The sequence below is a fragment of the Anaerotignum neopropionicum genome (assembly GCF_001571775.1).
Lineage (GTDB): Bacteria > Bacillota > Clostridia > Lachnospirales > Anaerotignaceae > Chakrabartyella > Chakrabartyella neopropionicum.
Genome location: NZ_LRVM01000006.1, coordinates 184,969 through 198,183, shown reverse-complemented (window position 1 = coordinate 198,183; position 13,215 = coordinate 184,969). Strand labels below are relative to the sequence as shown.

Annotated in this window: 11 protein-coding genes, 1 pseudogene and 1 riboswitch; of the genes and pseudogenes, 10 read left to right on the top strand and 2 right to left on the bottom strand. The window is 42.2% G+C overall.

The features are described 5' to 3' along the window. The first annotated feature begins 296 nt into the window (after positions 1 to 296). Positions 297 to 617, top strand: a pseudogene (locus CLNEO_RS16300) (DUF1893 domain-containing protein). Then, complete coding sequence (locus CLNEO_RS10660; protein ID WP_066088540.1) at positions 614 to 1,510, top strand: SPL family radical SAM protein; 897 nt, start codon at positions 614 to 616, stop codon at positions 1,508 to 1,510. Before CLNEO_RS16300 ends, CLNEO_RS10660 begins: the two are co-directional and overlap by 4 nt. Before the next feature lie 131 nt (positions 1,511 to 1,641). Here CLNEO_RS10660 and CLNEO_RS10655 read toward each other — a convergent pair whose 3' ends face one another. Beyond that, positions 1,642 to 1,896: a hypothetical protein gene (locus tag CLNEO_RS10655; protein ID WP_066088538.1), complete on the bottom strand. Its 255-nt coding sequence runs from the start codon at positions 1,894 to 1,896 to the stop codon at positions 1,642 to 1,644. Between the two features lie 17 nt (positions 1,897 to 1,913). Here CLNEO_RS10655 and CLNEO_RS10650 point away from each other — a divergent pair, with 17 nt between their 5' ends. From CLNEO_RS10650 to CLNEO_RS10620, 7 genes are all read left to right on the top strand, one after another. Then, complete coding sequence (locus tag CLNEO_RS10650) at positions 1,914 to 2,195, top strand: DUF503 domain-containing protein (protein WP_066088534.1); 282 nt, start codon at positions 1,914 to 1,916, stop codon at positions 2,193 to 2,195. A gap of 174 nt (positions 2,196 to 2,369) precedes the next feature. After that, positions 2,370 to 3,671 (top strand): trigger factor, encoded by a 1,302-nt coding sequence (gene tig, locus CLNEO_RS10645; RefSeq protein WP_066088531.1) that lies wholly within the window; start codon positions 2,370 to 2,372, stop codon positions 3,669 to 3,671. A 100-nt stretch (positions 3,672 to 3,771) separates the two neighbouring features. Further along, on the top strand, positions 3,772 to 4,371 hold the full coding sequence (clpP, locus tag CLNEO_RS10640; protein ID WP_066088527.1) for an ATP-dependent Clp endopeptidase proteolytic subunit ClpP: 600 nt from the start codon (positions 3,772 to 3,774) through the stop codon (positions 4,369 to 4,371). Between the two features lie 2 nt (positions 4,372 to 4,373). Next, a complete protein-coding gene (clpX, locus tag CLNEO_RS10635) occupies positions 4,374 to 5,669 on the top strand; it encodes an ATP-dependent Clp protease ATP-binding subunit ClpX (protein ID WP_066088524.1) in 1,296 nt (431 codons plus the stop codon). A 516-nt stretch (positions 5,670 to 6,185) separates the two neighbouring features. Beyond that, the gene (gene ilvA / locus CLNEO_RS10630) at positions 6,186 to 7,379 is read left to right on the top strand and encodes a threonine ammonia-lyase (RefSeq protein ID WP_066088522.1); all 1,194 of its coding nucleotides are present in this window, start codon (positions 6,186 to 6,188) and stop codon (positions 7,377 to 7,379) included. Positions 7,380 to 7,789: 410 nt separating this feature from the next. Further along, a complete protein-coding gene (locus CLNEO_RS10625; protein WP_066088519.1) occupies positions 7,790 to 8,728 on the top strand; it encodes an EamA family transporter in 939 nt (312 codons plus the stop codon). Next, complete coding sequence (locus CLNEO_RS10620) at positions 8,709 to 9,215, top strand: GNAT family N-acetyltransferase (RefSeq protein WP_066088516.1); 507 nt, start codon at positions 8,709 to 8,711, stop codon at positions 9,213 to 9,215. The genes CLNEO_RS10625 and CLNEO_RS10620 overlap by 20 nt, the downstream gene beginning before the upstream one ends. 129 nt (positions 9,216 to 9,344) lie before the next feature. Here the strand turns inward: CLNEO_RS10620 and CLNEO_RS10615 are convergent, their stop codons facing one another. Continuing rightward, positions 9,345 to 9,923, bottom strand: coding sequence for a ferredoxin domain-containing protein (locus CLNEO_RS10615; protein WP_066088513.1), 579 nt, complete (start codon positions 9,921 to 9,923; stop codon positions 9,345 to 9,347). A 165-nt stretch (positions 9,924 to 10,088) separates the two neighbouring features. Here CLNEO_RS10615 and CLNEO_RS16440 point away from each other — a divergent pair, with 165 nt between their 5' ends. Next, a complete protein-coding gene (locus CLNEO_RS16440) occupies positions 10,089 to 12,860 on the top strand; it encodes an FtsK/SpoIIIE family DNA translocase (RefSeq protein ID WP_162266473.1) in 2,772 nt (923 codons plus the stop codon). A gap of 275 nt (positions 12,861 to 13,135) precedes the next feature. Then, positions 13,136 to 13,212: riboswitch (ZMP/ZTP riboswitch) on the top strand. Positions 13,213 to 13,215 lie beyond the last annotated feature (3 nt).

Sequence of the window (13,215 nt, the reverse complement as noted above, 5' to 3'; positions counted from 1 at the left end):
AGAATACATTGACCCGTTTACGGGTGAGCAAGTGAGCACAGGCAAGAAGTAAACTGCTTTAGCAGTAGCCAGAGAATAAGAAACGGTTGGCAAACCGTTCAATGCATCTTTAGATGCAAGTTGGTAACAGTCCCTTCTAGGGGCAGAGCAAACCACCAGCTGAGCTGGTGGTCCTGATTTAAGAAATAAAATTTTAAAAATAACAAATTTTCATAGAAAAGCCTTGTGCAATACTCTTTTTTTGGCTTTAATAAAATTAAAGGTCAGACTGGAGATAAAGTCATTTTATACAATTTATGGAGCTTTTGACAGCACAGCCTCGCTTTTTTACGGGTGCTTGTGTTGCAGATAGAGTAATTGGAAAGGCGGCTGCATTTTTACTTGTAAAAGGGGAAATAACTTATTTATAAGCAAAAGTCATTAGCGTCCATGGGGCGGAGGTGCTGGAAAAGAACAATATTCCTTTTGAATACGAAAAAATGGTGTCGTATATTATTAATCGAACCAAGGATGGAATGTGCCCTTTTGAGGCCTCCGTATTAGAGGAAGATAATAGTGAGCAGGCATTTTTGACGATACAAAATAATTGTGGAAATAACAGGGAGAAAATAATATGAAGGCTTGTATTCCCATTCGATGCAATACAGCTTGTACTTATGTGAAGGGGGGATTCCCCTATCATTGGGATCTAAATGTTTATAGAGGCTGTACCCATGATTGTAAATATTGCTATGCTCGCTATTCTCATAGATATTTACAGGAAAAGGGGGAGTTTGCGGGCGATATTTTTGTGAAAACAAACATTGCTGAGGCCTTGGAGCGGCAATTGAGAAACCCAAAATGGGACAAAAGTGTAATCAATTTGGGCGGTGTTACGGATAGTTACCAAGAGGCTGAAGCGGTGGAGAAGCAAATGCCTGCAATATTGCGCCTTATGATTCGCTACAATAATCCCATTATCATTTCAACCAAATCGGATTTGATTTTGCGGGACTTTGATTTAATTGACGAGCTTTCCCAAAAAACCTATGTGAATATTGCATCTACCGTTACAACTGCAAATGAGGATCTGCAAAGAAAGCTAGAGCCCGGTGCGGTAAGCCCCAAACGCCGGTTTATGATGCTTAAGGAATTTGGTAAAACCAAGGCCTCAACGGGTGTGCATATGATGCCGCTGCTTCCCTACCTTACTGATGGGGAGGGGAATTTGAATGGGGTTTTTTCTCAGGCAAAGGATGCCGGGGTAGATTATTTGCTCCCGGGACTATTATATTTAAGGGGCGAAACAAAACAGGTTTTTTATCAATTTTTGCAAAAGGAATATCCTAATTTAATTGCTGAATATCGCAAGCTTTATCAAAATGGTGGATTAAAAGAATATAGAAAACCTTTATATGAAAAATTGGGTATAATACGAGAGAAATATCAGGTGTTTGCCGACTACAAAAGCCGACTGAATCGAGAGGTTTTCGGGAAAAATGAGCCTGTTCAGCTTAGCCTGTTTGATTAGAGATGGGATGAAGGGAAGGTCAAGTTGGTCATTATATCTGCAATTGTTCTTTTCTGAAAAGTGAAAATGTTTGTTCAATTGAAATATATTTTCTGTAGCAAAAATGAATATTTTTGCATATAAAGTTTCGCTCAAGCCTTTTCAAAGGCTTGCAGGGTTGAAGACAGCGTCCCGAGAACTTGTTTTTCAAAGGCTTGCAGGGTTGAAGACAGCGTCATGAGAATTTGTTTTTCAAAGGCTTGCAGGGTTGAAGACAGCGTCATGAGAATTTGTTTTTCAAAGGCTTGCAAGGTTGAAGACAGCGTCCCGAGAACTTGTTTTTCAAAGGCTTGCAGGGTTGAAGACAGAGTCCTGAGGTCTTGCTTTTCTCGTTTTTTTTGATACATAAGAAAGGGGGAATTCTATGATAATCGGTAGCTGTGAAGTGACGTTTTATGCCAATTGGGTAGCATCTCTAAAAGAAAAGCGTATGGTAGTGAGAAGTCTTGTGGATAAAACAAAACATAAATTTAATGTTTCTGTGGCCGAGGTGGATTGTCAGGATAACCATAAAACCATAGTCATCGGCTTTGCTTGTGTTACAAATGAAAAACGCCTTGCTGACAGTATGATACAAAATATTTTGCACTTTATGGAGCAAAACACGGAAGCAGAAATGATTTCAGCAGAAATTGAAGTGTTTTAGGGAGGTAATTTGGCTACAACAGTGGTTTTTTTTGCATTTAACTGTAGATTTTCAAAATACCGTGTGATATAATAAACTTCGATTGTGCAGTTTTAGAAACTGAATTTGGCAACAGTTTATTATAGGGAACAATTTTGGTTGTCATAGAAACAAAAATTAAGGAGGAACTTCTAAATGAACGCAACGTTGTTGAACAAGGAAAAGACAGAAGTAAAGTTTTCTTTTGAAGTAAGCGCAGAAGTATTAGAAAAAGGAATGACTTTTGCTTATAACAAGCATAAAAATCAGATTTCAATCCCTGGCTTTAGAAAGGGTAAAGTACCCAGAAAATTAATTGAGGCACAGTATGGCGAAGGCTTCTTTTATGAAGATGCAGTAAACCATATTTTCCCTGATGAATATATGGCAGCTGTAAAGGAGCTGGATTTGGATGTGGTTTCTGCACCCTCTTTGGATGTGGAATACATCGGTACTGATAAAGGCGCAAAGTTTGTGGTAGACGTTACCGTGAAGCCAGAAGTAAAGTTGGGGCAGTATAAAGGCCTTTCCGCTGAAAAGGTTGTATCCGAGGTGGCTGAGGATGAAGTTTTGGCTGAATTGGAAAAGGTTCAGACCAAAAATGCCAGAACCGTTGAAGTGACAGACAGACCCGCTGAATTGGGCGATGTTGTAAAAATGAGCTATGAAGGCTCTGTTGACGGCGTTCCTTTTGACGGCGGCAAATCTGATGATCACGATTTGGAATTAGGTAGCGGTATGTTTATTCCCGGCTTTGAGGAACAGGTTGTTGGCCATTCCTTAGGCGAGAAATTCGACATCACCGTGAAATTCCCCGAGCAGTATCATTCCGAAGACTTAGCAGGCAAGGATGCGGTTTTTGCCATTGAAATTAAGGGAATTACAAAGAAAGAGCTGCCTGAATTGGATGATGCTTTTGCAGAAGATGTTTCCGAATTTTCCACCTTGGATGAATATAAAGCAAGCATTTTGGAAAAGCTTGCAAAGGAGAAAGCGGATAAGGCAAAACAGGTTCAAGGTGATAAATTGTTGGATGTTGCGGTTGCAAACTGTGAGATGGAAGTTCCTCAGGTGATGTACGACAACAAGGTTGACAGTATGATGAAGGAATTTGAAGATAATATCGTTCGACAAGGCTTATCTTTAGATATTTACTGCCAGTACATGGGCACCACGCCGGAAGAAATGAAAGAAAACTTCAAAGAAACCAGCGTAAAGAGCGTAGATGCAAGACTCATGCTGGAAGCCATTGCAAAGGAAGAAGGCTTGCTTATTTCCCAAGAAGAGCTGGAAGCTGAAATTTGCAAATACGGCGAAAGCTATGGCATTGACGGTAAAACTATGCTGGATATGATCAGAGCTGAGGATAAAGAAGCATTGGAGAAGGATATGCTTGTAAGAGCGGCAATGGCACTGATTGAAGAAACAGCCATTTTAACAGATCCTAAGGCTGAATAAGACCATCCAATTAGGCACAGGCTTTTCTGTGCCTAATTTAACTTTATAAAATAATGGTATTTCGAAGAAATAAAATAAGATGGGAATGGAGGGAGTTCATATGAGTTTAGTACCTATGGTAGTTGAGCAATCCAACCGTGGAGAGCGTTCCTATGATATTTATTCCAGACTGTTAAAAGACAGAATTATTTTTCTGGGGGAAGAAGTAACAGATGTTACCGCCAGCCTTGTTGTAGCGCAGCTTTTATTTTTGGCGGCGGAAGATCCAGATAAGGATATTAGCCTTTATATTAACAGCCCTGGCGGTTCTGTAACTGCAGGCCTCGCAATTTATGATACAATGCAGTACATTAAGCCAGATGTATCTACAATTTGTATTGGTATGGCAGCCAGCATGGGAGCATTCCTTTTGTCCGGCGGTGCAAAGGGAAAAAGATATGCATTGCCCAATGCAGAGGTTATGATTCATCAGCCAAGCGGTGGTGCAAGAGGTCAGGCAACAGATATTTTTATTCATGCCGAGAATATTTTGAAAACAAAAAAGAGATTAAATACAATTTTGGCAGGCAATACTGGCAAAACGGTGGAAGAAATTGAAAGAGATACGGAAAGAGATAATTTTATGACGGCTGAGGAATCAAAGGCATATGGCCTGATTGATGATGTAATCACTAAACCTCAGACAAAGGAGAGAGGCTAAATATGGCAGGAAAAACAGAAGATACGAACAAATTGCGTTGTTCCTTCTGCGGGAAGACCCAGGAACAGGTGAAAAAACTGATTGCCGGGCCGAATGTGTATATTTGTGATGAATGTATTGATTTATGTGCCGAAATTATTGATGAAGAATATGATGTTTTAGCAAATAAGGATGATGATTTTCAAGTGCCCAAGCCCAAAGAAATTAAGGAAACTCTGGATCAATATGTGGTTGGTCAAGATGGTGCGAAGCAGGCTTTGGCAGTAGCGGTGTATAACCATTATAAACGTATTTATATGGACGCCAAGGCGGATGATGTTGAGCTGCAAAAAAGCAATATTCTTTTGGTAGGCCCTACGGGTACCGGGAAAACCTTGCTTGCCCAAACATTGGCTAAGGTTTTGAATGTACCGTTTGCGATTGCAGATGCAACCTCTTTAACAGAAGCCGGATATGTAGGTGAGGATGTGGAAAACATTCTTCTGAAGCTGATTCAAGCGGCGGATTATGACATTGAACGGGCGGAAAGAGGCATTATCTATATTGATGAAATTGATAAGATTACAAAAAAATCTGAAAATGTGTCAATTACCAGAGATGTAAGCGGCGAGGGTGTTCAGCAGGCATTGCTGAAAATCTTGGAAAGCACAACGGCAAGCGTGCCGCCACAGGGTGGCAGAAAGCATCCTCATCAGGAATTTATACAGATTGATACAACAAATATTTTGTTTATTTGCGGCGGTGCTTTTGGCGGTATCGAGAAAATTATCGAGAACCGTATGGGGCATAAGGTAATTGGCTTTGGCGCCGAGGTGCATAGCAAATTAGACAAGACACAGGATGAAATCCTTCGCTCCTTAATGCCGCAGGATCTGTTGAAATACGGACTTATTCCTGAATTTATCGGGCGTTTGCCGGTAGTGGTAACCTTAGATAATTTGGATGAGGAAGCGTTTATTCATATTTTAACAGAGCCTAAGAATGCATTAACAAAGCAGTATGAATATTTATTTGCTTTGGATGATGTTATTTTGGAATTTAAAAAGGAAGCTCTTGTTGCAATTGCGAAAAAGGCCATGGAAAGAGAAATCGGTGCCAGAGGCTTGCGCGCAATTATGGAGGAATTTATTAATCCTATCATGTATGAAATACCCGCAGAAACAACGGTGGAAAAATGTATCATTACCCCGGGTGTTGTAGAAGGAACGGAAGAACCCACTTATATTTACAACGAAAATAGGCAGCCCTTGCAGCGCATGCGAAGACGCAAGCATACAAGAAAGGTTCATGCCTCTTAAAAGGGAATGAAACGTTTTTGAAAGATCGACCCTCTATGAAAATATCATAGGGGGTTTTTGATTTAAGAGAATAATATTTTACAAGATGTATCTTTTTTTATAAGTTGACAAAGGACAAATAGATGGGTTCCTGTGAGCAAAGGTGTTGAAACGCCCTATTTTCCTCGAATGAGTAAAGCTTATCCTGCGAAGTCCTTTTGAGAGACACTTCATTTCTCAAACTTTTTTGTTATTAAATAATCGGTTTTCCACAGTATAAAGCATTTTATGTACTTTTTAAAGAAAAATAATTTTTGTGCATTACTACATGGAAAAAACAGAATCGTCTTTTTTGTGTGGAGGAATGTGCATAAAATGCGGATTGAATAGTAAATATTACGAAAATACAAAATAAAGAAAAAAAGGAGTAAAATAAGTTGACGTTAGAAAAAAGCCCACATATAATAAGTGTGTATTCGGGAAAAAGACAAAAAGAAATATGTGTGTGTGAAATAAAGACATAGAGGTGAGAGGAAAATGTTATCTTTTGAAATGATTCAAGATGCAAAAAAGGTTTTAAATGGAGTTGCAACTGAAACACCCCTGTTTCAGTCAATGTTTATTAATCCTGATGGGGATGTTTATATTAAGTGTGAAAATATGCAGGTTACAGGTTCTTTTAAGCTGAGAGGCGCCTATTACAAAACCGCAAATTTAACGGACGAAGAGGCAAAACATGGTGTTGTGGCTTGTTCAGCGGGAAATCATGCGCAAGGTGTTGCGCTGGCGGCCCAAAAAAAAGGAATTCCTGCTGTGATTTGTATGCCCGCCGGGGCGCCCTTGGCTAAGGTTGCGGCAACAAAAAGCTACGGCGCAGAGGTTGTGCTGGTGCCTGGGGTTTATGACGATGCGGCAGCAAAGGCGGCTGAGCTGCAAAGGGAAAAAGGATATACATTTTTACATCCCTTTAACGACGAGTATGTCATGGCGGGGCAGGGAACCGTTGGTATTGAAATTTTGGAGCGCTTAGAGGAAGCGGAGGTTGTTTTGGTTCCCATTGGCGGCGGCGGATTGATTAGCGGTGTTGCTTGTGCGGTGAAAGCATTAAAACCCAGCTGTAAGGTTTATGGCGTGCAGGCAGAAGGCGCACCTAGCATGTATAATTCTCTGCTTCATGGTAAAATTGAAACCTTATTAGAAGTAAGCACGGTTGCCGATGGAATTGCAGTAAAGCAGCCGGGAGATATAACCTTTGAAATGTGCCGCAAATATGTGGACGGCATTGTTACCGTATCCGAAGAAGAAATCGCATCTGCAATTCTTTTGCTCTTGGAAAAGCATAAGATGGTTGCGGAGGGTGCCGGAGCGGTTGCTGTTGCTGCGGCAATGCACAACAAAGTAGACATCAAGGGTAAAAAGACAGTATGCCTTATTTCCGGTGGAAATGTAGATATTAACTTTTTAGATCGTATTATTGATAAAGGCTTACAGGTAAATGGACGTTTGACAAAATTCTCCGTAACCATGATGGATAAGCCAGGGCAGCTTACAGGGCTTCTGCAGATCATTGCGGAAGCGGGTGCGAATATCTTTAACATCAATCATGATCGTATGGTGCGTAACATTTCCGTGGGGAAATGCGTGGTGGATGTAACGGTGGAAACGAGAGATAATGCCCATAGCGAGGCTTTGATTGAAATGCTGGTTTCAAAGGGCTATGATGTAAAATAATATAATATAATCTTAAGCAGTTTTCATCTATAAATTTTAGCATCCTTTTACTTCCGTAAAAGGATGCAGTGTGCCGATAAAGTCAAAACCTTGACTCAATATTAACCCCAAGAACATGCGGCTTATTCATATGTTTTTGGTCTTGCTTTTTACAAAAAGCAAGCAGGTGGTCATCACTTTTGCTACACAAAAGCTGGCTCCGCCATCTGCCCTATCTTGGGCAGTGAGAGGTCATCACTTTTGCTACACAAAAGCTGGCTCCGCCATCTGCCCTATCTTGGGCAGTGAGAGGTCATCAACCAAGTTTTTTCCACACCCTCGCATCCTTTTGCTTCGGTAAAAGGATGTTTTTTATTGCGCAGAGAGCGGAAACCCACTATACTATTAGTTAACTTGATGGAGGGGATTGTATGGATGGGAAGAAAAAGGCGGGCATTTTTATTACGCTCAGCGGAGGGATGTGCTGGGGAATTTCAGGATGCTTTGGGCAGTATTTGTTTAACGAAAAAGGTATTACAGCAGAGTGGTTGGTTACAATACGGCTTATTCTTGCAGGTATTATATTGGTTTTGATGGGGTTTACATTGCAAGGGGGAAAGATGTGGGATATTTTTAAAAATAAATCGGATCGAAAGCAGTTTTTTGTGTTTTCTATGCTGGGGATGCTTATGTGTCAATATACCTATTTTGCCGCAATACAGCATTCTAATGCGGGAACGGCAACGGTGCTGCAGTCCCTGAATCCTTTGGTGGTATTGGCGGTGGTGTGTGTAAAGGAAATACGGTTTCCCAATAAGGTGGAGATTGGGGCCATTTTTGCGGCTCTTTTTGGTACCTTTTTGTTGAGTACCCATGGGGATATCCACAATATGTCCTTGACGGGGATGGCTTTATTTTTGGGATTAAGCTCCGCCGTAGGTGCCGCATTGTATAATCTGTTGTCCGGGGGATTGATGCAACGCTACGGCGTTTATGTTGTTGTTGGTTTTGGGATGCTGCTTGCTGGTATTGTGATGCTGATTTTCGTTCATCCTTGGGAATACGAAATTCTATGGGACAGAGGAACAATTTTTGGGGTTTTTGGGGTGGTAGTAATTGGTACGGCAGTAGCCTTCTCCCTGTATTTGAAGGGGGTTAGCATGGTGGGACCTTTTTTAGGCAGCTTGCTGGGAAGCATTGAGCCGGTAACGGCAATTGCGGTGTCCCTCTTGTTTTTGGGTTCCGCCTTTCACCCCACGGAGTTGGTTGGCTTTATACTGATTTTAGTCACTGTGCTTGGATTGTCCCTTTATTCCGGCAAGGATGAGAGGAAGAAGGATGGGATAGAGAATGAGATTGAGAAATTATGAGGCATCTGACGCAAAATATATTGTGGAATGGGTGAAAGACGAAATTACATATTATCAGTGGTGCGCAGGCTTATTGGGGAAGTATCCCCTTACAGAGGAAAGAATAAATATATTTTATAAAAATATGCAGCAAACCAATGCCTATTGGGCTATGACTGCTGAGAATGAGTTGGGTATTGTGGGGCATATTACCCTGCGCTTTACGGATCAGGAACGGGAAACAGTGCGTCTTGGCTTTGTGCTGCTGGACGATTCCTGTCGGGGACAGGGGTTAGGGAAAACGCTGGTAGCCTTGGCGATAAGCTATGCACAGCAGGCTTTAAACGCAAAGAAAATTACATTAGGAGTGTTTACAGAAAATATTTCTGCTAAAAAATGCTATGAGTCCTTAGGGTTTTTGCAAGATGGGACACGTGTGGAGCGGTATCAAATCAAAGATGAGGCTTGGGATTGCTTGGAGATGTTTTATGTACCCCAAGGAGATTGACAAAGGAAGCATGTTCCATAGGAGAAGGCATTACTTATTTTTGCAAACGCAAAAAGCCCGCATTGCAAGGGAAATCTCTCTCAAAGCAATCGGGCTTTCTATGTTCGTTAATGCTGGTGAGCGCTCAAATTATTTTGCATTACAACCGGGTGTAGGTGTAGAAGACGCCGGGGTTGTTGCAGGACGGTCAAAATAAGGGCTTTTTTCGGAAACGGAAAGAGGAATTCCATAGCCCAAGAATACCTTTTCTGAGAAAAGGCCTAAGGCTAACGCCGCCTTTCCTGCCGAAAACATAATGCGGTTGTCAATATGATGTGCTCCGGCTACAGAAACGGCAGAGCCCATGGCAATCCCTAAATCTCCTACGGCAAAGGCACAATGTGTACCGCTTTTATTTGCGCCAAAGCAATCTCCTGCGCCGCAGTAATTACAGTAGGGAAGTCCTCGGTAGGTTTCCTGTGCACCAAAGAGTACCACGCAAGCAGATAAATCTATATTTTCTGCATCCCTTAAATAAAAGGGCTGGCGGGTTTCCTCACCAATTTCTCTCATTTTTGCCGCAAGGGCATCCTTATCGGCTCCATCAATAATCAAGCTTTCCATACTGTCTCTGCCACAACCCTTGGGGGCAGTTTTTGCTGCAGTAACCATAAGGGAAGCCACTGTTTCAATTGCTCTTAACTGAAGTTTTTCTCCGCTGTATTTCATCCTTTGTTCCTCCTTTTCCTTTTGCCAACTGAACTTTTTCTATTATACAGTATTTTCAATAAGATGTGCAATATGGCAGGGGAAAATGCAGCTACGAAAAAAGGATGCGTAATCTGCATATTTATGGTATAATTTTATATTAAAGCAAATAGAGATTAGGATTCTATGAATCAAGAAATAGATGGGGTGAGAAGCTTGGCAGAACCGAAAAAAACGACAAAAACAAGTGGGGCAAAGGGTGCCGCCACAAAATCTGCTGCCACAAAAAAAAGCACAGGTGCTAAGGGTGGAGCAGGAAAAATACAAGGTCAGCAAAAGAAAACCACAAAGGTGGGGGCGCAAAATGGACGCTTTGGTGACAGTATTTTGGATGAAGTGATTCTCATCGTGATCATGCTGGTTTCATTGGTGGCTGAAATTAGTTTGATTACAGAAAAAATGGGGTTTATTGGGCATGCATTTAATAGCTTGTTTAAAGGCTTGTTTGGTTTTGCAGGGGTGCTATTACCATTGTTTATTATTGCTTATTGTGCATGGCTATTGGCAAGTGAGGAGCGGAAAATGCCTGTCATTCGAGGGATTGGTGGGCTATTATTTTTGCTTAGCGTTTCAGCGGGGGCACAGCTGGTTCATCCCTTTGAAGGAACTTCCAATTTGAATTTTATTCAGAAGGTAGCCTTGTATTATGGCGAGGGTTCCGTGGCAAACGGGGGCTTCTTTGGCGGAATATTTGGGAATTTATTATATAATGCCCTGGATACCCTGGGAAGCACTTTGGTATTGATTGCCCTTTTGATTATTTCTTTGATTATGGCAACAGGGAAGTCTTTGTTCCAAGGCGTTGCCGATTATTTTGACCATCGTAAGGCAAGGCAAAAGGTGAAGTATGAAAAAATAAAAAGCAAGGCTGAGCAGATTCGTCTAAAGGAGTTAGAGGAGGCGGAAAAACAAGAGCGCAGACTGAAACGAAAAGTGAAGAAGGACAGTTATAATATTGAGCTGATGGAGGGGGAAGGATGTCCCGTTGAGGTACCTTTGGTTGAGGAAACGGTATTTCGAAAAAAAGAGCCGTCTAAGCTTAGAAAATCAACCCCAATTTATAATTTCACCCTAGAGGAATATGAAAGCCAAGAGGGGGAGGTAAGGGAAGCTGAGGATTTTGAAATAGAAAAGGCACAGCCCGAGGAAGGGGCGGGAATTCCTGTAATTGTGCATGCCAAGGAGCCTATGGACGAAGGGGAGCAGATGCTGGAGGATATTTTTAGAGAGCTTCCGGAGGAGGGAGCTTTTGTTCAGGAGGATATTATTTTCACAGAGGACGAGCCCGCGCCTGAGGCGGAGGATATGGAAATCAATGTTTTGGAAAATGATGCGGTGGAGGATTGTGATGATCCAGTAGCAAAAAAGGCAGAGATTATACCATCTACACAGTCGGAAAATACGGCGGAGCAAAAGGAAATTCCCTCTGCCCCTGTGGAAGAAGAAATCCCTTATATTTTTCCGCCCATTGAGCTTTTGGGAAAAGACCCCAAAACTGGCGGAGGGGACTCCAAAGCAGAGATGCTTGCCAATGCAAGGAAGCTGGAATCCACGTTGAAAAGCTTCGGCGTAGATGCAAAAGTAATTCAAATCAACCGAGGACCTACGGTTACTCGTTACGAATTATCCCCCAGCCAAGGGGTGAAGGTGAGTAAAATTGTTAATTTGGCCGATGATATTGCGCTGAATTTGGCGGCAAGCGGAATTAGAATTGAGGCGCCTATTCCCGGTAAGGCGGCAGTGGGCATTGAAGTGCCTAACAAGGAAACACAATCCGTTTACTTAAGAACCGTGGTGGACAGCGATGCCTTTCAAAATCATACCTCCAAGCTGGCCTTTGCTTTGGGAGAGGATATTGCGGGAAATCCTGTGATTACGGATATTGCGAAAATGCCCCACCTTTTGATTGCCGGCGCAACGGGCAGTGGTAAGAGTGTTTGTATCAATACATTGATTACCAGTATTTTATATAAGTCAGACCCGAAGGACGTAAAGCTGTTGTTGGTTGACCCCAAGGTGGTGGAATTGAGCGTATATAACGGGATTCCTCATTTGCTGATTCCTGTAGTGACCGACCCGAAAAAGGCGTCTGCCGCTTTGAATTGGGCCGTGCGTGAAATGCTGCAAAGATACAATGATTTTGCCGCATTCGGTGTGAGGGATATTAAGGGCTTTAACGCCATGAAGGACGAAGAAGGGGACGAAAAAGGGAAAATGCCCCAAATTGTCATCGTCATTGACGAGTTGGCAGATTTGATGATGGCGGCACCCGGTGAAGTGGAGGATTCCATTTGCCGATTGGCACAGATGGCTCGTGCGGCAGGGATGCATTTGATCATTGCAACCCAAAGACCCTCCGTAGATGTCATTACCGGTGTTATTAAGGCAAATATTCCTTCTCGTTTGGCATTTGCAGTATCCTCTGGCATTGATTCCAGAACAATTTTGGATATGGTTGGGGCGGAAAAGCTTTTGGGGAAAGGGGATATGCTATTCTACCCTGCGGGACAAAGTAAGCCCGCCCGTTTACAGGGGGCTTTTGTTACGGATAAAGAGGTGGAGGATATTGTTTCCTTCTTGAAAAAAAGTGGACGTCCTAATTATACCCAAGACACCATAGACCAAATTACAAAGGTAACAAAAACCGGCATGGATGGGGATGAAGAGAGCGACGAATTTTTTGAACAAGCTGTAGATTTAATCATTGAGAAGGAAAAGGCATCGGTTTCTATGTTGCAGAGGCAGTTTAGAATTGGCTATAATCGTGCCGCAAGGCTGATGGACGAGTTGGAGCGCAAGGGCATGGTAGGTTCCGAGGATGGAAGTAAGCCCAGGAAGGTGCTCATTACCCGTGCCCAGTGGGGAGCTATGCAGGAGCCTGTGGAGGAAGAACTTTAATGGAGATAGAGGGATGAAATTTTTTCCAATAGTGCCTATGCCGTCGCCAATATGAAACGGCTTAAAATAATTCTACAAAATAATACAAAAATTGATTTTTTTTCTCTGGCAAAGAGATGTTTTGGAAACGGGAAAATTATTTTGAAGTACCTCTGGAATTTGGGCATACTACCAAGGAAAGAGTTGTCTATCCCGCAGGGACTGAACAAATACAGTGATGAATAAAATATTTCATTGTCTGTTGACAAAAAATCCCGCATATAGTACCATTTTTCTAGAGGTCATATGACTGACGGAAGTGGAGTACCACATGAAGTATGACTAGATAATGCCGACCGTCTGGGCGATGACGCTT